Annotated in this window: 21 protein-coding genes and 2 tRNA genes; 16 read left to right on the top strand and 7 right to left on the bottom strand. The window is 65.2% G+C overall.

Going from position 1 to position 24,750, the window contains the following annotated elements; translation table 11 throughout:
- Positions 1 to 210: 210 nt before the first annotated feature.
- The 6 genes from moaA (at position 211) to LV28_RS28495 (ending at position 5,303) form a co-directional block, all read left to right on the top strand.
- Positions 211 to 1,338: a GTP 3',8-cyclase MoaA gene (gene moaA, locus LV28_RS28520; RefSeq protein WP_023594400.1), complete on the top strand. Its 1,128-nt coding sequence runs from the start codon at positions 211 to 213 to the stop codon at positions 1,336 to 1,338.
- Between the two features lie 160 nt (positions 1,339 to 1,498).
- Entirely contained in the window at positions 1,499 to 2,263 is a 765-nt protein-coding gene (locus LV28_RS28515) for a hypothetical protein (protein ID WP_038618678.1), read from the top strand.
- 23 nt (positions 2,264 to 2,286) lie between these two features.
- Positions 2,287 to 2,898: a molybdenum cofactor guanylyltransferase MobA gene (mobA, locus tag LV28_RS28510; RefSeq protein ID WP_038618681.1), complete on the top strand. Its 612-nt coding sequence runs from the start codon at positions 2,287 to 2,289 to the stop codon at positions 2,896 to 2,898.
- Between the two features lie 98 nt (positions 2,899 to 2,996).
- A complete protein-coding gene (gene moeA / locus LV28_RS28505; protein WP_038618684.1) occupies positions 2,997 to 4,280 on the top strand; it encodes a molybdopterin molybdotransferase MoeA in 1,284 nt (427 codons plus the stop codon).
- A gap of 110 nt (positions 4,281 to 4,390) precedes the next feature.
- A complete protein-coding gene (locus LV28_RS28500; protein ID WP_023872213.1) occupies positions 4,391 to 4,693 on the top strand; it encodes a hypothetical protein in 303 nt (100 codons plus the stop codon).
- Between the two features lie 121 nt (positions 4,694 to 4,814).
- Complete coding sequence (locus LV28_RS28495; protein ID WP_023872214.1) at positions 4,815 to 5,303, top strand: GNAT family N-acetyltransferase; 489 nt, start codon at positions 4,815 to 4,817, stop codon at positions 5,301 to 5,303.
- A gap of 61 nt (positions 5,304 to 5,364) precedes the next feature.
- Here LV28_RS28495 and LV28_RS28490 read toward each other — a convergent pair whose 3' ends face one another.
- The 5 genes from LV28_RS28490 to pncB all read right to left on the bottom strand — a co-directional run bounded on the left by LV28_RS28490 (position 5,365) and on the right by pncB (position 11,769).
- Positions 5,365 to 6,828: a DNA recombination protein RmuC gene (locus tag LV28_RS28490; protein ID WP_023594396.1), complete on the bottom strand. Its 1,464-nt coding sequence runs from the start codon at positions 6,826 to 6,828 to the stop codon at positions 5,365 to 5,367.
- A gap of 66 nt (positions 6,829 to 6,894) precedes the next feature.
- On the bottom strand, positions 6,895 to 7,887 hold the full coding sequence (locus LV28_RS28485; RefSeq protein ID WP_169834585.1) for a 2-hydroxyacid dehydrogenase: 993 nt from the start codon (positions 7,885 to 7,887) through the stop codon (positions 6,895 to 6,897).
- Positions 7,888 to 7,912: 25 nt separating this feature from the next.
- On the bottom strand, positions 7,913 to 9,331 hold the full coding sequence (locus LV28_RS28480) for a sodium:proton antiporter (protein WP_025250319.1): 1,419 nt from the start codon (positions 9,329 to 9,331) through the stop codon (positions 7,913 to 7,915).
- 277 nt (positions 9,332 to 9,608) lie between these two features.
- On the bottom strand, positions 9,609 to 10,271 hold the full coding sequence (locus tag LV28_RS28475; protein WP_023594393.1) for a LutC/YkgG family protein: 663 nt from the start codon (positions 10,269 to 10,271) through the stop codon (positions 9,609 to 9,611).
- Between the two features lie 304 nt (positions 10,272 to 10,575).
- Entirely contained in the window at positions 10,576 to 11,769 is a 1,194-nt protein-coding gene (gene pncB / locus LV28_RS28470; RefSeq protein ID WP_023594392.1) for a nicotinate phosphoribosyltransferase, read from the bottom strand.
- Positions 11,770 to 12,022: 253 nt separating this feature from the next.
- On the opposite strand from pncB, the gene fdxA reads away from it, so the two are divergent.
- The 3 genes from fdxA (at position 12,023) to LV28_RS28455 (ending at position 12,687) form a co-directional block, all read left to right on the top strand.
- A complete protein-coding gene (fdxA, locus tag LV28_RS28465; protein WP_023594391.1) occupies positions 12,023 to 12,346 on the top strand; it encodes a ferredoxin FdxA in 324 nt (107 codons plus the stop codon).
- Between the two features lie 104 nt (positions 12,347 to 12,450).
- Positions 12,451 to 12,526: transfer RNA gene (locus LV28_RS28460), tRNA-Asn, on the top strand.
- 85 nt (positions 12,527 to 12,611) lie between these two features.
- A tRNA-Asn gene (locus tag LV28_RS28455) sits at positions 12,612 to 12,687 on the top strand.
- Positions 12,688 to 12,910: 223 nt separating this feature from the next.
- Here LV28_RS28455 and oxlT read toward each other — a convergent pair.
- Together oxlT and LV28_RS28445 are read right to left on the bottom strand one after the other, a co-directional pair.
- The gene (oxlT, locus tag LV28_RS28450; protein WP_023594390.1) at positions 12,911 to 14,233 is read right to left on the bottom strand and encodes an oxalate/formate MFS antiporter; all 1,323 of its coding nucleotides are present in this window, start codon (positions 14,231 to 14,233) and stop codon (positions 12,911 to 12,913) included.
- Between the two features lie 1,187 nt (positions 14,234 to 15,420).
- Positions 15,421 to 16,254 (bottom strand): FadR/GntR family transcriptional regulator, encoded by an 834-nt coding sequence (locus LV28_RS28445; RefSeq protein WP_081326814.1) that lies wholly within the window; start codon positions 16,252 to 16,254, stop codon positions 15,421 to 15,423.
- Positions 16,255 to 16,496: 242 nt separating this feature from the next.
- Between LV28_RS28445 and LV28_RS28440 the strand changes: the two genes are divergently transcribed.
- From LV28_RS28440 to LV28_RS28410, 7 genes are all read left to right on the top strand, one after another.
- Positions 16,497 to 18,089: an FAD-linked oxidase C-terminal domain-containing protein gene (locus LV28_RS28440; RefSeq protein ID WP_025250318.1), complete on the top strand. Its 1,593-nt coding sequence runs from the start codon at positions 16,497 to 16,499 to the stop codon at positions 18,087 to 18,089.
- Between the two features lie 113 nt (positions 18,090 to 18,202).
- A complete protein-coding gene (glcE, locus tag LV28_RS28435) occupies positions 18,203 to 19,288 on the top strand; it encodes a glycolate oxidase subunit GlcE (RefSeq protein ID WP_038618690.1) in 1,086 nt (361 codons plus the stop codon).
- A gap of 8 nt (positions 19,289 to 19,296) precedes the next feature.
- On the top strand, positions 19,297 to 20,547 hold the full coding sequence (gene glcF, locus LV28_RS28430) for a glycolate oxidase subunit GlcF (protein WP_023594385.1): 1,251 nt from the start codon (positions 19,297 to 19,299) through the stop codon (positions 20,545 to 20,547).
- Between the two features lie 211 nt (positions 20,548 to 20,758).
- Positions 20,759 to 21,163 carry a DoxX family protein gene (locus tag LV28_RS28425; RefSeq protein WP_023594384.1) on the top strand — a complete coding sequence of 135 codons (405 nt, stop codon included), beginning with the start codon at positions 20,759 to 20,761 and terminating at the stop codon, positions 21,161 to 21,163.
- Positions 21,164 to 21,246: 83 nt separating this feature from the next.
- Positions 21,247 to 22,074 carry a dioxygenase family protein gene (locus LV28_RS28420; RefSeq protein ID WP_023872222.1) on the top strand — a complete coding sequence of 276 codons (828 nt, stop codon included), beginning with the start codon at positions 21,247 to 21,249 and terminating at the stop codon, positions 22,072 to 22,074.
- 141 nt (positions 22,075 to 22,215) lie between these two features.
- Positions 22,216 to 23,169 carry a LysR family transcriptional regulator gene (locus tag LV28_RS28415; RefSeq protein ID WP_023594382.1) on the top strand — a complete coding sequence of 318 codons (954 nt, stop codon included), beginning with the start codon at positions 22,216 to 22,218 and terminating at the stop codon, positions 23,167 to 23,169.
- A gap of 103 nt (positions 23,170 to 23,272) precedes the next feature.
- Positions 23,273 to 24,622, top strand: coding sequence for a hemolysin family protein (locus LV28_RS28410; protein WP_023594381.1), 1,350 nt, complete (start codon positions 23,273 to 23,275; stop codon positions 24,620 to 24,622).
- Positions 24,623 to 24,750: the final 128 nt, after the last annotated feature.

Raw genomic sequence — 24,750 nt, 5'->3', positions numbered from 1 at the left:
CACGCCCTCTCGCCGCAACCCCGCATTGTCCCGACTTGTCTCCGTCTCCACCTGTCCGTATCGTGTGTCGGCATGCGGGTTTGACGTCTTGCAACGCATGTCCCGGTACCGATATCCGATGTCCGCGATGCCCGCTTCGGGCACTTTTCGGCGTCTTCGGCGCCCGACAGGCCAATTCGTTAGAATGGAGACGCAAGCCAAGACCCCACCATGACCGAAACGATCATCCGACTCACCGATTTGCGAAGCGATGCGCGTTATACGACGCATTCGCCGCAGTTGCCCGCACAAGTGCGTGCCGCGACCGGCCATCTCGAAGATGCGCTGGCGCGGCCGCTGCACGACCTGCGGATCTCGGTGACCGATCGTTGCAACTTCCGCTGCGTGTATTGCATGCCGAAGGACGTGTTCGACAAGGACTACGCCTTCCTGCCGCAATCGTCGCTGCTCTCGTTCGAAGAGATCGAGCGCGCGGCACGCCTGTTCATCGAGCACGGCGTGGAAAAGCTGCGGCTCACGGGCGGGGAGCCGCTGCTGCGAAAGCACATTGAACGCCTGATCGAGATGCTGGCCCGGCTGCGCACCCCGTCGGGCAAGCCGGTGGATATCACGCTCACCACCAACGGTTCGCTGCTGGCGCGGCGAGCGCAGTCGCTCAAGGACGCCGGCCTGACGCGCGTGACCGTCAGCCTGGACAGCCTCGACGACACGATCTTCCGCCGGATGAACGACGTCGACTTCCCGGTCGCCAAGGTGCTCGAAGGAATTGCCGAGGCGCAACACGTCGGCCTCGGTCCGGTGAAGGTAAACATGGTGGTCAAGCGCGGCACGAACGACGCCGATATCGTGCCCATGGCGCGCCATTTCCATGGCAGCGGCGTGGTCCTGCGTTTCATTGAATATATGGACGTCGGCACGTCGAACGGCTGGCGCATGGACGAAGTGCTGCCGTCGGCCGACGTCATCGCGCGAATCAACGACGCATTGCCGGTCGAGCCGCTCGAGCCCAACTATCCCGGGGAAACGGCACAGCGCTGGCGTTACCGTGACGGCGGCGGCGAAGTCGGCGTCATTTCCTCCGTCACGCGCGCCTTTTGCGGCACTTGTTCGCGGGCGCGGTTGTCTACGGAAGGCAAGCTGTACCTGTGCCTGTTCGCGAGCGCCGGTCACGATCTGCGCTCGCTGCTGCGCAATGGCGCGAGCGACGCACAGATCTCGACCGTCATCGGCGACATCTGGCATGCACGCACCGACCGGTATTCCGCCCTGCGCACGGCGGCCACCGGCCTGCCCGAAGGCGCCCCACCGAAAGTGGAGATGTCCTACATCGGCGGATGAGCGCGACGAGCATCGCCCGTCCGTTCGTCGGCACGCTTTCGACTTACCGAATTCTTTTTCTCAACTCATGATCCCTGTTGCCCCGGACGGTAGTGGTGTCCGAGACTCTCTGACCATTACTCGTCGCACCCGTCGTCTCATTGCCGCCAGTGCGAGCGCAATGGCACTGTCCTTCGTTGTGCTCTCGCCTGTCACCGCGCGTGCCGATTGTGACCCCGCCGGGCGCGACGTCGCGAACCGGCTGATGACTTACAGCGGTCAACTCGGCGATCGCAATCCGCTGCGCCTCGTGCTGCGTCCGTCGTCGGGTGGCAAGCTCGAAGGTCGCTACGCCAACGCGTCGTCGCAAAGCGACACGCATCTGACCGGCAAGATCGAGAACAAGACCCGCGTGCACCTGACCGAGTTCGACGCCGGCGGCATGCCGCGCGGCACCTTCGAGGGCGAGTTCGCCGCCAACGGCGATATCGACCGTCAGCGCGGTGCGTCGTCGAGTTGCGAAGTCATCTCCGGTCAGTGGAAGGATCTGCGCAGCGGCCGCTCGGTGCCGTTCGAGCTGGCACTCTCCAGCATCCAGACCGGCAAGATCGACCACTTGTACGGTGCGGCCGGCGTGAGCGACGACGAGACCGTCAACCGCGCCGCCACGCAGTTCCGCAAAGGCGTGCTCGACGATCGTCGCGATGTGGTCGCCCAATCCATCCGATATCCGCTGCACGTCTCGCTGCGCGGCAAGACATTGATCCTTCGCAACCCGAAGTCACTGCTGGCGCGCTACAACGAGATTTTCACTGACGGTTACGTTCGCACGATCGGTGCCGCGGTGCCGCGCCTCATGTTCGCGCGCGATCAGGGCGTGATGCTCGGCGACGGTGCCGTCTGGTTCGACGCCAACGGCCGCGTCATCGCGCTGAACCGCTCCTGACGCCGTTCGGGAAGCCACCGCTCATGCCCCCCGCCCTCTCCCGTCACGCCATCACCGGCCTGGTGCTCGCGGGCGGGCGCGGTCAGCGCATGGGCGGACGCGACAAAGGGTTGCAGCCTTTTGCCGGACGTCCACTCGCCGCACATGTCATCGAACGCTTGCGCCCCCAGGTCTCGGCGCTGATCATCAGCGCCAACCGGAATGGCGACGCCTATGCGGCGCTCGGTGCCCCGGTGGTCAGCGATGAGACCCAGGATTTCGCCGGCCCGCTCGCTGGCATGCTGGCGGGTTTGCGTGCCGCACGTACGGACTATGTCCTCACCGTGCCGTGCGACACCCCCTATTTGCCGGAGGACCTGGCCACGCGGCTGGCGGCCGCGCTGATCGACACGGGCGACACCACGCCGCCGTTGGCCGCCTATGCCGCAACGGCACACGGCCCGCATCCAGTATTCGCGCTTTTGCACCGATCGCTGGCCGACGACCTTGCCGCGACGCTCGTGGCGGGCGAGCATCGGGTCCGGGCGTGGCTGGCGCGCCACAAGGCCGTACAAGTTCACTTCGGCGACGAGCGTCCGTTTTACAATGTCAACACGCTGGACGACCTCCACACCGATACGCCGCGCGCGCCCTGACGCTCCGGGTTCCGACGCAGCCCGTTCCGTCGCCACCGCTTTTACGGGATTCATGCCGGACTCAAGCCGAAAGCGAGCCGGATGACGACGCCACACCGATGACAACACTAGACGAAGCCCTGGCCGGCTTGCCGGCCTACGACCCCAACCACATGACGGTCGAATTGGCGCGCGCCATCATCGCGCGCACCGCGTGTCCCGTGTCCGCCATCGAGCAGGTTGCCGTTCGCAGCGCGTTGGGCCGGGTACTCGGCCGCGACGTGATTTCCCCGCTCGACGTCCCCGCGTTCGAAAACGCCGCGATGGACGGCTACGCCTTTCACAGTCGCGCCCTTGCCGCAGGCGGCAACGTGCGCCTGCGCGTGGCGGGCCGCTCGTTCGCCGGCCATCCGTTCGAGGGTGACGTAGGCGCTGGCGACTGCATACGCATCATGACCGGCGCCTTGCTGCCGACAGGCTGCGACACGGTCATCCCCCAGGAGCAGGTGCAGCGCGAAGGCGACACGGAAATCGTCACCTTCGCCGCGAATGCCGTCACACCCGGCCGTCACGTGCGCCACGTCGGCGAAGATCTGGCGGTCGGTCACCCTGCGCTGCATGCGGGCAAGCGCCTGCGTCCGGCCGCGCTCGGGCTGCTGGCCTCGCTTGGCGTGGCCGAGGTGCCGGTGCGCCGCCGCATTCGCGTGGCGTTCTTCTCGACCGGCGACGAACTTCGCTCGGTGGGCGAGCCGCTGGCGCCGGGCAATCTGTACGACAGCAACCGTTACACCCTTTTTGGCATGCTGACGCGTTTGGGCGTCGAGGTGCTCGATCTCGGCGTGGTGCGCGACGATCCGCAAGCCATTGAAGACACCTTGCGCAACGCGTGCCGCGATGCCGATGCCGTTATCACCTCGGGCGGCGTGTCCGTTGGCGAGGCCGATTTCACGCGCGAGATGATGGCGCGCCTGGGCAACGTCGTGTTCTGGAAGATGGCGATGCGTCCGGGCCGACCGTTTGCGTTCGGCGAACTCGAGAGTGAAGGTCACCGCGCCTTGTTGTTCGGGCTGCCGGGCAATCCGGCGGCCGTGATGGCTTCGTTTTACCACCTGGTCCGCGACGGCCTGTTCGCATTGATGGGCGCCGAGCCGCAAATTACGCCGAGCCTGCCGGTGCCGTCGGCCACGGCCATCGCGAAGCGTCCCGGGCGCACCGAATTCCTGCGCGGCGTGCTCGCGCCCGACGATCACGGGCGCTGGCAGGTCACCGTGGCCGATGCGCAAAGCGCCGGCATCCTGCGCACGATGAGCGAAGCCAACTGCTTCGTCACGTTGGGGACTGCGCGCGGCGACGTCAAGGCCGGCGAACCGGTCGACGTCATCGCGTTTGACGGACTGGTGTGACGCGAACGGCGAACGACCCTCGGATTTTTTCCAAAGCGAAGCAACGAAATAACAACAAATCGCCGGCGTCGGCGCTTCGACGATGACGGCAACACAGAAAGCACACGTCAATGACCACGACAACGACAACGACAACGAAAAAGCAGATCACGTACATCAGCCCGGGCCAGACGGCCAAGGCGCTGGTGCTGGTCTATCTCACGTTCAGTATTCCGCTGGTGCTGCTCGCCTTCCTGGCGGCATTCCTGCGCTATGGCGAACTGCCTGGCCTGGCCTTCATTTCCGCGCTGGTGCTCAACGCCATCGTGGGCTTCGTGCTGCTCTGGATCGCCTGCCACGCCTATAACTGGGTCGCGGAGCGCTTCGGCGGCATCGAGATCGCCTTGAGCGACGCACCGGAAGACGAGTACTGACGCCCGCAACGGCGGCCGACGGCGTTCGATCGACAACCGGATCGCCGAGGCCGCCTGCCGTCCATCTCCGTGCGCACGTGCGCATTCCCCATTCCTGCATTTCCTCATTTGCCCCTGCCCCATGTCCCTTACCCTGCGTGCTGCCACGGCCGACGACGTCGGCGCCATTCATGGCCTGATGCGAGAACTGGCTGTCTTTGAAAAGCTGCTGGATATATTCGAAGCGACGCCCGAAAGCGTGCATGAAGCGCTATTCGGCAACGCGCCCGCGGCGGAGTGCCTGATCGCGCAATGGGACGGCCAGGTGGTCGGCTACGCGCTGTACTTCCACAACTTCTCCACGTTCCTCGGACGACGCGGTCTGTATCTCGAGGACGTCTACGTCCAGCCGTCGATGCGTGGCAAAGGCGTTGGACAGGCCCTGTTGCGCGCACTGGCCCGGATTGCCGTCGAGCGCAACTGTGCCCGCTTCGAGTGGACGGTACTCGACTGGAATCAGCCGGCCATCGACTTCTATGCGTCGCAAGGGGCGACCGTGCTGCCCGACTGGCGGGTGGTGCGCATGACGGGCGAAGCGCTCGAACGCTTCGCCGGGGGCGGCAACGCCTGAGGCCCCGCCGGGTGAATCGGGCGGATCGGGCGGATCGGGCGGATCGGGCGGATCGGGCGGCTCAGGCGTCCTCGTCGGTATCGAGTTCTACGCCGAGCACTTCGACAGCCTGCTCGCCCGGCAACGCCTCCACCGCCTTGAGCTGACGCGCCATCGCGCGCGTACGAACCTCGGCCTTGTCGATGGAGCGGGTGACGGTCTCGAGTTGCGACTTGGTCTTGGCGAGCACGTCGCCGAACTTGGTGAATTCCGTCTTCACGGCGCCCAGCACCTGCCACACTTCGCTGGAGCGACGCTCGATCGCGAGCGTGCGGAACCCCATCTGCAAGCTGTTGAGCAACGCGGTCAGCGTCGTCGGGCCGGCCACGGTCACGCGATATTCCCGCTGAAGGAGATCCGAGAGCCCCGGCCGCCGCAGCACCTCCGCGTACAGCCCCTCCGTGGGCAGGAACAGCAACGCGAAGTCGGTGGTATGCGGTGGTGCGAGGTACTTCTCCGCAATGGTTTTCGCTTCGAGGCGGATGCGTGTCTCGAGCGCCTTCGACGCCTCTTCGACCGCGACCGGGTCGGCGCGCTCCTGTGCATCGAGCAAACGCTCGTAGTCCTCGCGCGGGAACTTGGCATCGATGGGCAGCCAGACCGGCGTGCTGCTGTCGCCGTTCTGGCCTGGCAATGCGATGGCGAACTCCACGCGTTCAGCGCTTCCCGGACGGGTCGCGACGTTCTTTGCGAATTGATCGGGCGTGAGCAACTGTTCGAGCAGCGCCTGCAACTGCACTTCCCCCCAAATGCCTCGCGTCTTCACATTGGTCAGCACGCGCTTGAGGTCGCCGACCCCGGCCGCGAGCGTCTGCATTTCGCCAAGTCCGCGGTGCACCTGCTCCAGACGGTCGGAGACGAGCTTGAACGATTCACCGAGCCGCTGCTCGAGCGTTGCGTGCAGCTTCTCGTCGACGGTGCGGCGCATTTCCTCGAGCTTCGCCGCGTTGTTGACCTCGATGTCCTTGAGCTTTTGTTCGAGCGTGGCGCGCACCTCGGCCAGCCGCCGCTCGTTGCCCTCCGCCAGTTGCGTCAACTGCTGATGCTGCGCCTCACCGAACCGACGCAGCGTTGACGCCTGCTCCTCGCGCATCTGTTGTCCGCTGAGCACAAGACTTTGCCGCACCGCTTCGATCTGGGCCGCATTCGATTCGGTGAGCTTCGCCAACTGCTGGGCGAAGCCGTCGATCTGATTGTTCTGCACCGTGGCCACGCTCGTCATCTGTGCGGCGAGCGTCTGCTGGAACTGTGCCATTTGGGCGCTCTGTTCACCGCGCCCGGCGCGGGCCGTTTCCGCGAACTCCTGACGCAAGCCGCGCTCGCTGCGATCTGCCGCCTGCAACAAATCGTCACGCACATTCGCGAGCGAATCGACGAGCGTTGCACGAAGCGACGCGTCGCCACCGCGCTGCCAGACCTTCACCGCGATCGCGATCATCGCCAACAGATTCAGCGCTGCCAGCGCCACCAACACCATCTCCACCATCGCGTTGCGACTCCTGTTGAACCTTCCTGTCCTGCCCCATAGAGGCGTCGGGCATGCCCGGCGCGATTACGCCTTGCGGGCGTCCGGATTGAGCAGGCACGGCGGCTTGCCCGCGGCGGCACCGAAACCGAGCGCAGCGATCAGATTGTCGGCCGCCAGACTTGCCATGCCGCGACGTGTCGCCGCGGACGCGCTGGCGATATGCGGCGTCAGCACGACGTTGGGCACCTGCAGCAACGCGGGATGCACCTTCGGCTCACCCTCGAAGACGTCGAGCCCGGCCGCCGCAATCTGCCGCTTCGCGAGCGCGGCGGCAAGCGCCGCGTCGTCGACGATACCGCCGCGAGCCAGGTTCACCAGCGTCGCCGTCGGCTTCATCATGGCCAGCTCCGTGGCACCGATCGTATGATGCGTTGCCGCCGAATACGGCAACACCAGAATCACGTGATCGGCCGTGCGCAGCAGCGCGTCCTTGTCGAGATAGCTCGCCTTGCAGGCAGCTTCCGTCGCCGCGTCGAGACGCGATCGATTGTGATACACGACACGCATGTTGAAGCCCATGGCGCGACGGGCGATCGCCTGCCCGATGCGTCCCATGCCGATGATGCCCAGCGTGCTGCCATGAATGTCGGCCCCCAGGAACATGTCATATGCCCACTTGTCCCAGTGCCCTTCGCGAAGCCAGCGCTCCGACTCCGTCACGCGGCGCGCGGTCGCCATCAGCAATGCCCAGCCGAAGTCCGCGGTCGTCTCGTTGAGCACGTCGGGCGTGTTCGTCGCCATGACGCCGGCAGCGGTCATCGCATCGATATCGAAGTTGTTATAGCCCACCGCCATGTTCGCCACCACGCGCAACTGCGGCGCACCGGCCAGCACCGACGCGTCGATGCGCTCGCTCGCCGTGGTGATCGCACCGGCCTTGTCGGCCAGGCGCGCGCGCAGTTCGTCGCTCGAAAACACGGTGTCGGCGTCGTTGCGCTCCACATCGAAATACTGCGCCAGACGCTCGATCACGTCGGGAAAAATAGCTCGGGCTACCAGGATCTTCGGTTTCACCAGGAGTCTCGCAAGGAAGGTCGCGGGGTCAGAAGAATATCAGGGTCGTCAGGACGAACAGCGGCAGCAGGATCGACCCCGACCACAGCATATAGCCAAAGAAGCTTGGCATGCGAATACCGCGCTGCTCGGCAATGGCTTTGACCATGAAGTTCGGCGCATTGCCGATGTACGTGTTCGCTCCCATGAACACTGCCCCCGCCGAGATCGCGGCGAGCGTGGCGGCACCGGAAGTCATCAACGTGGCGGCGTCGCCGCCGGCGGTATTGAAAAACACCAGGTAGGTCGGCGCGTTGTCGAGGAACGACGACAGCAGCCCCGTCGCCCAGAAATACATGTCGTTGTCCGGTGCGCCGTTGGCGCCGGTGACCAGACGCACGACCCAGCCGAGTGCGCCGGCTTCCCCCGCGCGCAGAATGGCCACCACCGGGATGATCGTCAGGAAAATGCCGGCAAACAGCTTGGCGACTTCCTTCATCGGCTCCCAGTTGAATCCGTTGCCTTCGCGAGCGGTGCGCGGCGTGATCGCGAGTGAAATGAGCGTCACCACGATCAACCCGACGTCACGGGCGATGTTCTGAAGCTCGACGTGCGTGCCGAAGACATCGAACGTCACGCCCGGCTTCCACAGGCCGCTCATGAGCACCAACCCGACGGCGGCCGCGAGCAGCACGAAATTGCGCTTGCCTTCGAGACGCAGCGGCGCGGCGTGTGGCGTCGGATCGAGTTCCTCGATGAGACGTTCGCCCTTCTGGCGGAAGTGATACGCATCGATCAGGAAGAACAGCAGCAACAGCGTCACGCAGATGAACAGCGTTTCAGGCCAGATATGGGCCGTCGTCCAGAAGAAGTCGACCCCCTGCAGAAAGCCGAGGAACAACGGCGGATCGCCCAGCGGCGTGAGCGAGCCCCCGGCGTTTGCCACGAGGAAAATGAAGAACACGACCACGTGCACGTTGTGCTTGCGGTTGTCGTTAGCGCGAATCAGCGGGCGAATCAGCAGCATGGCCGCCCCCGTGGTGCCCATGATGCTCGCCAGAATCGTGCCGAGCGTGAGCAATCCGGTGTTGAGCCAGGGACCGCCACGCAGGTTGCCGTGCACACAGATGCCGCCCGCGGTGGTAAACAATGCCGTGAGCAGCACGACGAATGGAATGTACTCGGCGACCACGGCGTGCACCGCGCCATACCACGCGGCCCCGACGCCGAACGCCGCCGCGAACGGTACGAGAAACGCCGCGCCCCAGAACGCCGCGATCTTGCCGAAGTGGTGATGCCAGAACGCGGGCGCAAGCAGCGGCCCGAGTGCGATCGAGAGCAGCAGGCCCGCGAACGGCAGCCCCCACCACGCAACGAGTTGCGCGCCGTCCGGTCCGGCGGCGCGCGCCACCGGGCTCGCCAACATTAGCGCCGTTGCTGCCGACGCACCCCAAATCCCCTTGTGCATTGCTGGTTCCTGTTCATTGAAGATCGACTCGGTACGAGTCGACGCCGGCCCCGGAGTGCCCGAAGCCGCACGAGCTTGGGAAATTTCCCAAACTTAGGCACAACATCGCTGGATGCACCAATCCCGACAGCCCCGGTGGGCTCACGTTAGTCGGTTCGCGCGCCCGTGCAAGCCAACGTTCGCCCGGTCCGCTTCGGCGCGCGGCGCCCGCGCGACCGCCGCCGGCTGCCGGGACAACGACGCCTTCGATCCGGCGTTGCGCTTGCGACGCCGCGCGTCAGGCGCCGTCGACGATGATGACGTGAACGCGGTACGGGCCATGGGCACCCAGCACCAGCGTCTGTTCGATGTCGGCCGTTCGCGACGGGCCGGCGATGAAATTGGTCGCACGCGAGAGCTGTCCGCGCTCGCTTCGCATCAGCGCAAAGCCATCTTCATGACCGGCCACGATGCGCGAGGCCGGCACGATCGCGATGTGGGTCTCGGGCAGCAGCGTTGCCGACGCGAACGTCTCTGGCCCTGACATCATCATCAGCGCGCCGGTCTCGGCGATGGCGCAGAAGCAGCCGGTGACGCCGACCATATCGTCGCCGTGCGGCTTGCGGAATTCCAGCTGACAACCTGCGCCGGCCCAGTCGAGCTCACGCAGCGTCGGCCACGCGACGGCCCGGGTCGCGAGGCCGTTCGCTTGCAGGTAGGTCGCGGCGGCGGCGGGAACGTCCTGCATGGCGGGCACGCGCGCAATCGTGGTGGATAGCGCTTCGGCCTTCGCGATGAAGGTGGCAACGAGGTCGCCCGTCATGGCCGGGCGCGGTCCTTGCGGATGCCGCGCGAGGTAGTCTTCGGCGTCCGCCTGCTCGTTCGCACGGGCGACATCGGGACGATGCTGAGCGTTGCGAATGCGGGCAAAGATGCGATTGCGGGCGTCGGAGGTATCCATGGTCTGTCCTGTGAAGCCGACGCGTCGGACTGCTGCCGATGTCGTCGCCTGTCGTCTCTCGGGGTGTCTCTTGTCATCGCGAGGCCGCCGGCATCGAAGCCGGCGGGCGATGCGCAATTATAGCGGTTGCCCTCGGGCGAACGACCGGCGTTCGCGCACAATCGGAAGGGTCTGCACCCCGCGTCGGAACCGGCCGGGCCGACCTTCCACGCCCGCCGCCACACGCGTCGTCATTTCCGCCAGTCATTTCCGCCTTCACATCGCGGCGAACCCCTTCGGCGCCCCGGTCGTATCCGCCGTGCCGTCAGGCGCCGGCTTCCGGCATGGGTGCGATCTCGAAGACCTGACGCAGATAGGCTAGGTAGGCGTCGTCCTCGCACATGTTCTTGCCCGGCGAGTCCGACAGTTTCGCCACAGGCTGGCCGTTGCAGCGCACCATCTTGATGACGATCTGCAACGGCTGATAGCCGAGATCGTTGGTCAGGTTCGTGCCCACACCGAACGCGAGCTTGCAGCGATCGCGAAAACGCTCGAAGAGCTGCAGGACCTTCGGAATGTCGAGACCGTCCGAGAAGATCATCGTCTTGGTGCGCGCATCGACACGATTCTGCGCGTAGTGCTCGAGCAGGCGTTCGCCCCACGCGAACGGATCGCCGGAATCGTGCCGCGCCCCGTCGAAAAGCTTGCAGAAATACATATCGAAATCGCGCAGGAACGCCGACATGCCGTAGACGTCCGAGAGTGCGATGCCCAGGTCGCCGCGATACTCCTTCGCCCAGGTCTCGAAGCCGAAGATCTGCGAGTCGCGAAGACGCGGCCCGAGCGCCTGGCATGCCTGCAGATACTCGTGCGCCATGGTACCCAGCGGCGTAAGTCCGTGCTTGAGCGCGTAGTACACGTTGCTCGTTCCCGCGAACTGTTCGCCCAGCTCGTCTCGCAGCCTGAGAATCACCTCCTCGTGCCACTCCTTCGAGAAGCGGCGCCGCGTGCCATAGTCGGCGATCTTGCAGTCACGATAGTCCACGCGCTCGGCGAGCATGCAGATCTTGTCCCTGAGACGCTGACGCCCCTCCTGATAGGCCGGTGTGCGCTGCGTATTGCGGAAATACACCTCGTTGACGATGGCCAGCACCGGAATCTCGAACAGGATCGTGTGCAGCCAGGGCCCCCGGATCGCGATGTCGATCTCGCCGTTGCCCTTCGGCGACGGCTGCACCGTGATGTACTTCTCGTTGAGATGAAACAGGTCGAGAAAGTCGATGAAGTCGCTCTTGATGAAGCGCATGCCTGCGAGGTAGCGCAGCTCGGACTCGGTGAAGCGCAGGCCGCAAAGCAAGCGGATCTCGTCGCGAATCTCGTCGACGTACGGCGTGAGGTCGACGCCTTCGGTGCGGCACTTGAAGCGGTATTCGACCTGCGCGGCCGGGAAGTGATGCAGGACGACCTGCATCATCGTGAACTTGTAGAGATCGGTATCGAGCAGCGACGTGATGATCATGACGACAGGCCCCGAAGGGAGCACGCACGTGAGAGCAGCGAGCGCCGGCGCTCGGATGAGCGATGGCGCGCGGGGAAACAACGAACATCGTACCGCAAAGCGGCGCCACGCATGACGTTGCGCCGTCCCGGGACTGCCCGCCGCGCCACGCACGGGCAGCCTTTCCGGTCTCGCACCCGCGACGTCGGGCTGCGTTACAATATGCGTTTTAACGGCCAATCGAAGCCGTTTCGCGCCCTACTCTGGAGTTGGCATGACGCACGTTGTCACCGAAAACTGCATCAAATGTAAATACACCGACTGTGTGGACGTTTGCCCTGTGGATTGCTTCCGCGAAGGTCCGAACTTCCTCGCCATCGATCCGGACGAGTGCATCGACTGCGCCGTTTGCGTGGCCGAATGCCCGGTGAATGCCATTTATGCCGAAGAGGACGTGCCGGGCGATCAACAGGCGTTCATCGCGCTGAACGCGGAACTCTCGCCGAACTGGCCCAGCATTACCAAGACGAAGCCTTCGCTGCCCGACGCGGACAACTGGAAGGACGTTACCGACAAGCTCCATCTGCTCGAGCGCTAAGCCGCGAGCGATAGTGGCGAATGTCGCTCGGCGGATGCAGAAAAAATGCGCCCTGAGTGTTGACAGTGTGCGAAAGCCGCCTCTATAATCGCTTTCTCTTTTGATCCCCGATAGCTCAGTTGGTAGAGCGCCGGACTGTTAATCCGTAGGTCCCTGGTTCGAGCCCAGGTCGGGGAGCCAAGAATACCGAAGCGATGGCCTCGCGCACGCGGGGCCTTTGTTTTAGTCGATGCGTCGTGACAGCGATGCACGACACCCAGTTTGATCCTCGATAGCTCAGTCGGTAGAGCGCCGGACTGTTAATCCGTAGGTCCCTGGTTCGAGCCCAGGTCGAGGAGCCAAAACACAGAAAGGCCCGTCTATGACGGGCCTTTTTTGTTTCTCGCCGCCGATGTCCGGCCGCCGCATCCCGACCCGACATTCGAAAGCCGGCTTTCACGCCCGCCCCCCCGTCCGTCGCCCCGACTCACCGCCTTCCCCGGGCGGCGCAAACCAAAACGGGGCGCCGTCACCGGCGCCCCGCTCCGTCTGCTTTCTCGACGCTCACCGCGTCTTGCCGCGAACTCACTCGCTGGCCGGCGCTCCGATCGCGACCGACGGGCTCGCCACGGTCTGCGTCTCGTTGTTCACGCTTTCGATCCAGCGGCGGCGCATCGGTGCGAGCACGAACTTCGCCGCCACCGCTGCCGTGATGCTGATCACCGCTGCCGCGATGAACACACGATCCCAGTGGCCGCCCACTGCCAGCACCGACGCCAGCGGCACCAGCAATGCGGCAGTGCCCTTGGCGGTGTAGAGCGTACCCGCGTTCGACGCTGCATTCTTGCTACCGAAGGTGTCCGCGCACAGCGCCGGGAAGATCGAGAAGATTTCGCCCCAGCAAAGGAAGGTCATCGCGGCGAAGAACACGAACATGTACGGGTTCTGACCGAAGTGCATCAGGCCCAGCATCGCCACGCCTTCCCCCAGGAAGATGATGAACATGGCGTTCTCGCGACCGATCTTGTCCGACACGAAACCGCACAGCGGACGCGTAAAGCCGTTGCACAGGTTGTCGATCGACAGCGTCATCGTGAGCAGCGGCAGCGTTGCACCGAAGAGCGTCATCGGCATCGACGCGATGCCATAGTCCTTCGCGATCGGACCGATCTGTGCCGTCGCCATCAGGCCACCGGCGGCGACCGCCACGAAGCACACATAGATCACCCAGAACACCGGCGTGCGAACCATCTGTCCCGAGGTGTAGTCCACCTTCGTCGCCAGATTGCGGCGCGATGCCGTCAGGCCCTTCGGCACACGCGGCTTGACCAGCAGCAGCGCGAGGATGAAGATCGCCACGCCCTGGATGATGCCGAAGTTGAAGAACGCGGCCTCGTAGCCCGACTGGCGAATCATGTTCGCGATCGGAATCACCGTGATCGCCGCGCCGGCGCCGAAGCCGGCGGCCGTCAGACCCGCCGCCAGACCGCGCTTGTCCGGGAACCACTTCAGCGCGTTACCGACGCAAGTACCGTACACGCAACCCGCACCGATACCGGCGATGACGGCCGCCGTGTAAAGCACCGTCAGCGTCTGCGCGTAGGAGTACAGGACCCACGACAGCGCCACGCAGATCGCGCCGCCCGCCACCACGGGCCGCGGGCCGAAGCGGTCGACCAGCCAGCCCTCGATCGGCACGAGCCACGTTTCCACCACGATGAAGATCGAGAAAGCCACCTGGATGGCTGCGATGCCCCACTGATGCTTGGCCTGCATCGGCTCGACGAACAACGTCCACGAATACTGCAAATTGGCCACAAGGCCCATACAGATGATGCCGATCACCAGTTGTGACCAGCGCCCTCCCAGAAAAGAGGTCTTCTCCTCCGGTTGCGCAGTTGCTTGCATGACTTGCCTCCTGTTCCTGTCAGACGATTGACGACGGCCCGCGATTCGTAGTGCGGTGCCCGACGTCATCGCGCGCCCCGTGCATCGGCACGTATGGCACGCCTCCTGGCGTTACTTGCGGCTCATGCTTGGCCGCTTGATCGCGGAACGCAGCCTGGCGGCGCGCTCGCAGGGCTTGAGCCCCGGCTGACTGACTATCGAAAGCGTCAAAGGACACTTCCGGCCCCCACTTCGGCGCGGCGACGCGGGCTTTTCCAAGCCCGCGCCGGCAAGTTGCCGGCTGCCGAAGGGTGACAAATGAAACGACTTCGAGTGCGGACCAGCTTGTGATGCCGAAAGGTCATGGTCGATGCCTTCCGTCCCATCGCAAGCCGCGCCCTCTCACTCAGGCGAGCGCGCCGCGCGGACGCGTAATCGCCAGATCGCCTGCCCGCGACGGGCGGCAGGGAGATGAGACACACCGCGAGTCCCGGGCGACTTCCCCGGAGGATCGCGGCGTATGCGTCAGGGCAGTCCGTGCAGATGTAGTCATCCACACACACTGCCCGAAAGGAAAGACTGGTTTACCCAATTGCCGTCTCCGATGAACCTGCCAATCCAGCCCTCGACCCTTGATTTCCAAGCAGTCCGTTCGGGCTGTTTCGGCACTTTGAATCTGATATACAAGATTCAATATATCGAATTAAGTATTTTTTATGGTTCCAAAATTAGTCGATGGCCGGATGGCTGTCAACCCGAGAGCGTCTGCAAGCGGTGCGCGTGCCACCCCATCGATGCCCCGGACAAACCGCGTATGGTCGGCGTCGGAATGGCGGTAAACGTACGGAATTCAAGCGTTTGCGTCGTACGGCACCCGCTTGCGACGGGGTGTTCAATCGTCAGGCCACCCCTTCGGTGCCCATGCAAGCTCAGGGAAAACGATGACATTTTCGGCGCTCGTCAATCGCGCTCGAACGCGGGAGCGAGGCCTGCACGGCCGAAAGGAGGAAGGCTCGGAGGCCGGAGGCGTGGGACGTGAATGTCGCGGAAGTGCTGAGGGGCGAGGGAAGCCGCAACGCGCGCGAATCGCCGGGAGCGGGCGAGCCAGAGCGGACCGGCCTGCGGTGCCCGGCAGTCGCCTGCCCTCGGGCAGGGCAGGCGACGTCGACGCGTCGGTAATGACACGTGGACCGCGGACTCGCACGAACTCAATCCGGCGCCACGTCGCCTGAGTTGGTGCGGATAAAGGCAAGATGTTCGCGCAGCGAACGTTGCGCGCTGTCGGCGTCGTGCGAAGCCACGGCACTGAAGATGCGGCGATGCTGGTCGATCAGTTCCGCCAGATCGGCCCCGTGGCCGACGATCGCCCGGTAATTGTCGACGACCGAACCGCGCAACAGCTCGAAAATCGCGTGCATCAGATGCACCAGCACGAGATTGTGCGTCGCTTCGGCCAGTGCAAGATGGAAATGCGCATCGAGTTCCGGCACACGGGTGAGCAGTGTCTGGCCGCGCGCATCGCCCTCGCCGTCCAGGCCGTCGCGCCCCGCCGCATACGCCGCCTCCAGCGCTTCGAGCGCCTGTGCGAGACGCGCGATGTCCTCGGGCGTCGCACGCTGTGCCGCCAGCTCCACGGCCTTGGCCTCGAGTACCTCGCGCATCTCCAGCACGTCGTCGACCGTCTTGGTGTGGCGCGACATCAACTGCGAAAGCGGCTCGGCGAGCAACGGCTGGCTGGCGTTCGCCACCAGATATCCGCCCCCGGCCCGTCCGACGATCAACCCGCGGGACTCGAGCCGCAGCAGCGCCTCGCGCAACGAGGGGCGCGAGACGCCCATCTGTTGCGCCAGATCGCGCTCGGACGGCAATGCCGAGCCCGGCGCAAGCCGGCCTTCGACCACCATTGTCTCCAGTTGCTCGTACACCATGTCGGAGAGCCGCAGGCGCGGCGGCGGCGTGACCGGGGCGAATCCTGCGGCGGTGCCCGGCGATTCACCGGCGGAAAGAGATGACTTAGACGGAGAAGGCTCGTTGGACGGCATGTCGGCTTCGGTTCTCGACGAAATTCACAGATGCCACGATACAGGATGCCGACGTGCCAGGGGCGCCCGTCCGGCCAGGGAAACGACCCGACCGGAGGAATTCCCTTTTAGCAAGGGTTAACCCTGTAGTCGGAATCAGATCATTCCCTATACGATGACGTAATCAGATCACTGGTCGACCAGTCTACCAGTAGACCGCAAAAAGTTCATCACCCCTCAACGATCGTCCGAGAGCAAGCCTGATGGCATCGAATGCGTCGCCCTATTCTCCCCACTCGTCGGCTGCGACGGGCGCCGAACCGCAGCGTTCACCAGGTTCCGACGTGGTGGCTGTGCCGCCCCCGGAGCCGAACGAACCCGTATTCGCGCCGGTGGACGAGCTCACGCGGGCCAGGCGCCTCGCCGCATTGCGTGCGGCCGCGCCCGATGCCCTGTGGTTGACTGATCGCGAACAGATCACCCCCTACGAGTGCGACGGGCTGGCGGCCTATCGCAAGCTGCCCCTGGCCGTGGTGCTGCCTGCCGATGAAGATCAGGTGTGCCGCATCCTGCGGGCATGCCACGAACACAAGGTGCCGGTCGTTCCGCGCGGCGCCGGCACGGGCCTGTCGGGCGGCGCCATGCCGATCACCGACGGCATCGTGCTGTCGCTGGCGAAGTTCAAGCGCATTCTCGAAGTCGACCCCTACGCCCGCACCGCCACCGTTCAGCCCGGCGTGCGCAATCTCGCCGTCTCTGAGGCGGCGGCCCCATACGGTCTGTATTACGCACCGGACCCGTCTTCCCAGATCGCCTGCACCATCGGCGGCAACGTTTCGGAAAATTCCGGTGGCGTGCATTGCCTGAAATATGGCCTGACGGTTCACAACGTGCTGCGTGTGCGCGCCGTGACAATGGACGGCGAGGTCGTCGAATTCGGCTCGCACGCGCTCGATGCACCGGGCCTGGACCTGCTGTCCGTGTTCATCGGCAGCGAGGGCATGTTCTGCGTCGTCACGGAAGTCACGGTGAAACTCGTGCCGAAGCCGCAGGTGCAGCAAGTCATCATGGCGAGTTTCGACGATGTCGAGGCGGGCGGAAATGCCGTGGCCGCGATCATCGCCGCGGGCATCATCCCGGCAGGTCTGGAGATGATGGACAAGCCCGCGACGCAGGCCGTGGAAGAATTCGTTCACGCGGGCTACGACCTCGACGCCGCGGCCATCCTGCTGTGCGAGTCGGACGGCACCCCTGAAGAGGTCGCCGAAGAAATTGCGCGCGTCTCGGCGGTGCTGCGCGCCTCGGGCGCGACGCGCATTCAGGTCTCGACGTCCGAGGCCGAGCGTCTGCGTTTCTGGTCGGGGCGCAAGAACGCCTTTCCCGCCGCCGGGCGCATCTCGCCCGACTACTACTGCATGGACGGCACCATCCCGCGCCGCACGATCGGCACGTTGCTCAAGCGCATCGAAGCCATGGAAGTGCAATACGGTCTGCGCTGCATCAACGTCTTTCACGCCGGCGACGGCAACATGCACCCGCTGATTCTCTTCAACGGCAACGATCTCGACGAGTGGCACCGCGCCGAAGCCTTCGGCAGCGACATTCTCGAGGCGTGCGTCGAACTCGGCGGCACGGTGACCGGCGAGCACGGCGTGGGCATCGAGAAGATCAATTCGATGTGCGTGCAGTTCTCGCCGGAGGAACGCGACGCCTTCTTTGCCGTGAAGCGCGCCTTCGATCCGGCCGGCCTGCTCAACGCCGACAAGGCGATTCCGACACGCGCGCGCTGCGCCGAGTACGGCAAGATGCACGTGCGCGGCGGACTGTTGCCTCACCCCGAACTGCCGAGGTTCTGATGTCGCAAGTCCCCCACGTACCTCACATACCTCACGCACCTCACGTGCCTCACGTGCCTCAGGTCCCTGAAGTCCCCCGGGCGCCCGCATCGCGCAACGCGGCGCCCCTTCCGATGCAAGCCGCCGCGCAGGCGCTCGCGGCCATCCGCGAGCGGGTCCTTGCGGCCACGTCGAGCGGGACACCGCTGGACATTCGCGGCGGCAACACCAAGCGCTGGTACGGCCAGGCCCCATCGGGCGAGGCGCTCGACATGCGCGCCTATCGCGGCATCGTCTCGTACGATCCGGCCGAACTGGTCATTACCGCGCGTGCCGGCACGCCGCTCGCCGAGATCGAGGCGGCGCTGGCCGAACGGGGCCAGATACTGCCGTTCGAGCCACCGCACTTCGGCCCGCACGCCACCCTGGGCGGCTGCATCGCCGCCGGTCTGGCCGGCCCGCGGCGCCCGCACGTGGGGGCGCCGCGCGATTTCGTCCTCGGCGCCGTGGTGATGAATGGCCGGGGCGAGGTGCTGCATTTCGGTGGACAAGTCATGAAGAACGTGGCGGGTTACGACGTCTCGCGTGTACTCGCCGGATCGCTCGGCACACTGGGCGTGCTCCTCGAACTGTCCATCAAGGTCCTGCCCTGCTCCGTGGCCGAGGCCACGTTGCGCTTCGCGATGACGCAGGCGCAGGCGATCGAACAACTCAATCGCTGGGGCGGTCAGCCGTTGCCGCTCATGGGCTCCGCGTGGCACGACGGCATGTTGAGCGTGCGTCTGGGTGGCGCCGCGGCCGCGATTGCCGCGGCACGCGCCGCCATGGGCGGCGAGCCGCTCGACGCGATCGCGGCGCATGGCTTCTGGCAGTCGCTGCGCGAGCAGACACATCCGTTCTTCTCGGCGGCGCCGGTCGCCGGTGACGGCCAGCCGCTGTGGCGACTGTCGGTGCCGCCGACCACGCCGCCGCTGGTGCATGGCGACGAGCAACTGATCGAATGGGGCGGCGCGCAGCGATGGTGGATCACGCCGCGCGACGCCGCCGAAGTCCGCGCGATTGCCGCAGCCGCGGGCGGTCATGCTACGCTGTTTCGCCATGGCGACAAGTCGGCAGGGGTGTTCACCCCACCACCGGCCGCGTTGCACGCTATCGGCGAACGATTGCAGCAAGCTTTCGACCCGAGCCGCATCTTCAACCGCCATCGGCTGTATTGCTAAAGAAGACGATGCAAACGAACCTCGCAGAATTCCTCCGTCAGACCCCGGATGGCGACGAAGCCGAAGCCATTCTCCGCAAGTGTGTGCATTGCGGATTCTGTACCGCGACCTGCCCGACATACCAGTTGCTGGGCGATGAACTCGACGGCCCGCGCGGTCGCATCTACCTCATCAAGCAAATGGTCGAAGGCCAGAGCGTGACGCGCGAGACCCAGCGCCACCTGGACCGGTGCCTGACCTGCCGCAGTTGTGAATCGACGTGTCCGTCGGGGGTGCAGTACGGACGTCTGGCCGACATCGGCCGTCGTCATGTCGACGCGCAAGTGGGCCGACCGGCCGGGGAACGCGCCCTGCGCTGGACGCTCGCACGCGTGCTGCCCAACCGCGCCCTGTTCACACCGGCACTGCGTCTGGGCCAGCAGTTCCGCACCTTGCTGCCGCGCTCGCTGCGCGAGAAGGTGCCTCATCGGCAGCGCTCCGGCAGTTGGCCGCAGGGCAAGCACGCCCGACGCATGCTCATGCTCGAGGGCTGCGTGCAGCCGGGCATGCTGCCCAACGTCAACAAGGCCACCGCGCGGGTCATGGACGCGCTCGGCATCGAGATGATCCGCCCCGCGTCGGCCGGCTGCTGCGGTGCCATCCGCCTGCACCTGAACTATCACGACGACGGTCTCGACGACGTGCGCCGCAACATCGACGCCTGGTGGCCCGACATCGAAGCCGGCGCCGAGGCGATCGTGATCAATGCGTCCGGTTGCGGCGCGACCGTCAAGGAATACGGCCATCTGCTCCGACACGATCCGAAGTATGCGGGCAAGGCGCAACGCGTCGCCGAACTCGCGCGCGATCTGTCCGAAGTGCTCCTCGACAACCTCGAAGCCCTCCAGCGCCGCGTCCCGAATCGCAAGCTTGGCAAGATCGCGTACCACCCGCCGTGCACATTGCAACACGGCCAGCAACTCAAGGGCGTGGTGGAGAAGGTGCTCGCCGGCGTGGGCGTGAACGTGGTGCTGCCGCAGGACAGCCATATCTGCTGTGGCTCGGCAGGCACTTATTCGGTGACGCAGCCCGGGCTGTCCCATCAGTTGCGCGATGCCAAATGGAAGTCGCTCGACGCCCTGGCGCCGGAGCTGGTCGTCTCGGCCAACGTCGGATGCATCTGTCACCTGCAGGCGACCGCCAAGGGCGAGCATGCACGCGATCATGCGCCGGTCCAGCACTGGATCGAGCTGCTCGACCGCATGATCGCAACGGCATAGGCCCTCGGGTCGCAGGCCGCACCTCGCGACGGACACGCACGCCTTCCGTGGCGTCCGCGTTCGTCGCGGATATTATCCCGACATGCGGGACAATCAATCCCTCATCCCCTCGTTTATCTGAACGATGACGCTCCCTAGAATCGGGGTTGTGTCGGCGATCCGCCGGATTGCCGAGCCCACGCTTCCCCCGATTTCCCTTCCGGAGCCTGTCATGATCGATACGAAAACCGCCCCGTACGCCGCGCTGTTGCTGCGTGTCTCGCTGGGTATCCTCTTCCTCGCGCACCTCTCGCTCAAGGTGTTCGTGTTCACCGTTCCCGGCTTCGTCGGCTTCATGGGCTCGCTGGGCCTGCCGCCGGTCGTCGCCTATGCGACCATGGCGCTGGAGTTCGTCGGCGGCCTGATGCTGATCACCGGCTTTTACGCCCGCTGGGCCGCCCTGCCCCTGGCCGCACTGATGCTCGGCACCATCGTCTCGGTGCATGGGCACAATGGCTGGATGTTCGCCAACAAGGGCGGTGGCTGGGAGTTCCCCGCGTTCTGGCTCGTCGCGTTGCTCGTCGTGGCCCTGCTGGGTGACGGCGCCTTCGCGATCCGTCGCGCGCGCACTGCCTGAACGACGGCGGCGGCGGCGAAGCCATCTTCGCCGCCCGTATTGCCGTTAATGCTGTTATTGCCGTACTTGCCGGAGTGATTGCCATGTCTGCCCTTCCCACCCTCTTCGTCTCTCACGGCTCGCCGCTGCTCGCGGTCGATCCGGGCCGCACCGGCCCGTTGTTGACGGCGTTGGGACGTGCGGTGCCGCGTCCGAAGGAGATTCTCGTGATCTCCCCGCACTGGTCGACACCGACGCCGCGCGTGGGCAGTCTCGCGCAACAACGCACGATCCACGACTTCGGCGGTTTCCCTCGCGAACTCTACGCACTGGAGTATCCGGCGGCCGGCGCGCCCGCGCTGGCCGGGCGTACGGTGCAATTGCTGCGCGACGCCGGATTGCCCGCATCCACCGACGACCAATGGGGGCTCGATCACGGCGCCTGGGTGCCGCTGCGCTACCTTTACCCCGATGCGGACGTACCGGTCACGCAGTTGTCCTTGCAACGGCACATGGGTCCCGAATACCAGTATCAGCTCGGGCAGCGCCTCGCGCCGCTCGCGCGCGAAGGTGTCTTGATCGTGGCGTCGGGCAGCTTCACGCACAACCTGCACGAGGTGTTCCGTGCGCCGTCGGAAGATCGTGCCGAAGCACCGTATCTGTCGGAGTTCGTCGCCTGGTTCACGTCGCATCTCGCCGCCATGGATCTCGACGCCCTGTTCGACTATCGGGCGCGCGCCCCGCATGCCGAGCGCGCGCATCCGACGGACGAGCATCTGTTACCGCTCTACATTGCGCTGGGTGCGGCCGACAATGCCGCGCAACAAACGCACTTCGACACGGGCTCGACCTACGGCGCACTGCGCATGGACGCCTTCGCATTCGGCGATGCCGCCCCGTCGCTCGCGGACGTGAGCGCGCTGGCACAATAGCGGCATCGACGCCGATAGCGGAGCCCTGCGGGGGATGGAGGGACGACGAGGGAACGGTGGTTCCCTCGCTCGCTCCGCCGTCGCCCGCGAGCGCGTCCGGCGGCCCCCCGCCCATCCCATTCCGAGGAGCCTGTACCCGGCATGAACAAACTTCGCGAGATCGAGTGCTTCATCGCCGTCGTCGAATCGGGCAGCTTCGTGAAAGCCGCGGTCACGCTCGGCATCTCGAAGACAGCGATCTCGCGCTACGTCGCCGATCTCGAGGCGCGCCTCGGCACGCGTCTGCTCCAGCGCACCACGCGCCGGCTGTCGCTCACCGAGCCCGGGCAGCGATACGTCGAGCGCTGTCGCCAGATCCTCGCGGAACTCGACGAAGCGGATGCCATGGCAGGCGAGCAGGACGGGCAACCGGCCGGGCCGCTGCGTATCAACGCGCCACACACGTTCGGCGTGCTGCATCTCGCGCCGCTCTGGCCGACTTTTCTCGCACGGCACCCGCAGGTCTCGCTCGACATCACGCTCAGTGACCGCCTCGTGGATATCGTCGACGAGGGCTTCGATCTGGCGATCCGGATCACGCGGCTGCCCGACTCGTCGCTGGTGCACCGCCGGCTGGCCGGAACCCGGATGGTGCTGTGCGCGTCCCCCGATTATCTGGGGCGGCATGGCATCCCCCAGCATCCCAGTGAGCTGGCGCATCACGAGACCGTGGGCTACAGCTACTTTTCCCATCGACGCGAGTGGCGTTTCGACGGCCCCGACGGGCCCGTCTCGGTACGCACACATGCGCGATTGATCGCCGACAACGGCGACACCTGCCTGGCGGCCGCCGTGGCCGGCGCGGGCATCATCCTGCAACCGGCGTTTCTGGTGCAGGACGCCCTGCGCGATGGCCAACTCGTCGAATTCCTGCCCGAATACACGCAGGGCGAGACGGGCATCTACGTGGTGTATCCCACGCGCAAATACCTGAGCGCCAAGGTCCGCGTGCTCATCGACTTCCTTGTCGAGGCGTTTGCCATGCCCGGCTGGCGGGCGCTCGACGAGAACGCGCGCACCACGAATCTTCCTGCATCCGCCGCGAAAGCCCCCTGAATGGCCGGTCAACGGCCGACAAAACACCAGAACTTCACGGAAAATTATGACGCCGGGCAAATGTCACTTATACTGACGGGCCTGTTGTCCCATTACTGATATTTTGGAAAACTTCTTACTGATCGTCGCTGCGATCCTGCTCGTGTTGCTCAACGGCTTCTTCGTGGCGGCGGAATTCGGCCTCGTCAAACTGCGCCAGACGCGCGTTCATGTCATTGCCCGCCAACGCGGTTGGCGCGGCCGTATCCTGGCCAAGGTGCACGGCCAGCTCGACACCTACCTCTCCGCGTGCCAACTCGGCATCACCCTCGCGTCGCTCGGTCTGGGCTGGATCGGTGAACCCGCATTCGCCCGCGTGCTTACACCGCTGTTCGCCGCACTGGGCATCAGCTCGCCGGAATTGATTCACGGGCTGGCGTTCTTCATCGCCTTCTTCACGATTTCGTATCTGCACATCGTCGTGGGCGAACTCGCACCGAAATCGATGGCGTTGCGCATGCCCGAAGCGATTTCGATATGGACGGCCGCGCCGCTGTATGGCTTCTACTGGTTGATGTTCCCCGCGATCTGGGTGCTCAACCACAGCGCCAACCGCCTGCTGCGCTGGACCGGACTCGATCCGTCGCACGGTACCGACGCGCATTATTCGGCCGACGAAATCAAGTTGATCGTGCGCCGGGGCGCCACGAGTGAAAAGCTCTCGCGCGATGACTGGAACGTGGTCGCCTATGCCATCGACTTCAGCGATCTGACCGTGTCCGACCTGATGCGTCCGATGAGCGAAGTCGCGGCATTTCACCGCGACGCGACGTTCGCGCAGAACATGGATACGGCCTATCGTCACCGCTATAGCCGCTATCCGTTCTTCGATAACGACGGCGAGACGGTACTAGGCGTCGTTCACCTGAAGGATCTGTTCCTCGCCGAACACCACGGCCAGTCCATCGACGACCTCGGCAGCATGGCCCGCCCGGTCGAACGCGTGAAGCCTGACATGCCCGCGCGCGAGCTCTTCAGCCGCTTTCGCCGAGGCGCGCCCCACTTCGCGATCGTCGGATGGCCCGATCAGAAGCCGATCGGCTTTCTGACGCTCGACAACCTGCTGTCCGCACTGGTCGGCAAGATCCGCGACGAATTCCGTCAGACCGAAGACGACTGGACGCGCATGGAAGACGGTACGCTCATCGGCCGCGGCAGCCTGCCGATCCTCACGCTGGAGCGCGCCCTGGGCCTGGAGATTCCCAGCGAGCATGCGGAATCCGTCGGCGGACTGATCATGAACGCGCTGGGTTACTTGCCTCGTGAGGGTCAGAAGGTCGACTTCGACGGCTTCTCCGTCGTCGTGAAGAAGATGCAGGGCCCACGCATCGTGCTGGTGCGCGTCTACCCCGACGGGGTACGCGAAGCGCGCGGCGAATCGCCGCACGCGACCATGCAGCACCACGAGCACTGAGCGGCTTGACCTTCGCTGGCCGCTGACGGCACGGTCGGCGCGAGCTACGCAATGGAAACGAATAAGGGCGGCCTCAGGGCCGCCCTTTGGGTGCAATGCGTCGAGACACGCATGCCGGGAAACGTCCG

Source organism: Pandoraea pnomenusa (genome assembly GCF_000767615.3).
Taxonomy (GTDB): domain Bacteria; phylum Pseudomonadota; class Gammaproteobacteria; order Burkholderiales; family Burkholderiaceae; genus Pandoraea; species Pandoraea pnomenusa.
Note: the sequence above shows the minus strand (reverse complement) of the source record. Positions and strands in the feature narration are given on the sequence as shown.

Bases quoted from the DNA above. Each gene is read 5' to 3' on its own strand.
- LV28_RS28515 (WP_038618678.1), top strand. From the start codon at position 1,499: ATGGCACTGTCCTTCGTTGTGCTCTCGCCTGTCACCGCGCGTGCCGAT.
- mobA (WP_038618681.1), top strand. From the start codon at position 2,287: ATGCCCCCCGCCCTCTCCCGTCACGCCATCACCGGCCTGGTGCTCGCG.
- LV28_RS28445 (WP_081326814.1), bottom strand. From the start codon at position 16,254: ATGCCGTCCAACGAGCCTTCTCCGTCTAAGTCATCTCTTTCCGCCGGT.
- LV28_RS28420 (WP_023872222.1), top strand. From the start codon at position 21,247: ATGTCTGCCCTTCCCACCCTCTTCGTCTCTCACGGCTCGCCGCTGCTC.
- moaA (WP_023594400.1), top strand. From the start codon at position 211: ATGACCGAAACGATCATCCGACTCACCGATTTGCGAAGCGATGCGCGT.
- glcF (WP_023594385.1), top strand. From the start codon at position 19,297: ATGCAAACGAACCTCGCAGAATTCCTCCGTCAGACCCCGGATGGCGAC.
- LV28_RS28475 (WP_023594393.1), bottom strand. From the start codon at position 10,271: ATGGATACCTCCGACGCCCGCAATCGCATCTTTGCCCGCATTCGCAAC.
- LV28_RS28425 (WP_023594384.1), top strand. From the start codon at position 20,759: ATGATCGATACGAAAACCGCCCCGTACGCCGCGCTGTTGCTGCGTGTC.
- moeA (WP_038618684.1), top strand. From the start codon at position 2,997: ATGACAACACTAGACGAAGCCCTGGCCGGCTTGCCGGCCTACGACCCC.
- LV28_RS28490 (WP_023594396.1), bottom strand. From the start codon at position 6,828: ATGGTGGAGATGGTGTTGGTGGCGCTGGCAGCGCTGAATCTGTTGGCG.
- LV28_RS28480 (WP_025250319.1), bottom strand. From the start codon at position 9,331: ATGCACAAGGGGATTTGGGGTGCGTCGGCAGCAACGGCGCTAATGTTG.
- LV28_RS28500 (WP_023872213.1), top strand. From the start codon at position 4,391: ATGACCACGACAACGACAACGACAACGAAAAAGCAGATCACGTACATC.
- pncB (WP_023594392.1), bottom strand. From the start codon at position 11,769: ATGATCATCACGTCGCTGCTCGATACCGATCTCTACAAGTTCACGATG.
- LV28_RS28415 (WP_023594382.1), top strand. From the start codon at position 22,216: ATGAACAAACTTCGCGAGATCGAGTGCTTCATCGCCGTCGTCGAATCG.
- LV28_RS28440 (WP_025250318.1), top strand. From the start codon at position 16,497: ATGGCATCGAATGCGTCGCCCTATTCTCCCCACTCGTCGGCTGCGACG.
- LV28_RS28495 (WP_023872214.1), top strand. From the start codon at position 4,815: ATGTCCCTTACCCTGCGTGCTGCCACGGCCGACGACGTCGGCGCCATT.
- oxlT (WP_023594390.1), bottom strand. From the start codon at position 14,233: ATGCAAGCAACTGCGCAACCGGAGGAGAAGACCTCTTTTCTGGGAGGG.
- fdxA (WP_023594391.1), top strand. From the start codon at position 12,023: ATGACGCACGTTGTCACCGAAAACTGCATCAAATGTAAATACACCGAC.
- glcE (WP_038618690.1), top strand. From the start codon at position 18,203: ATGCAAGCCGCCGCGCAGGCGCTCGCGGCCATCCGCGAGCGGGTCCTT.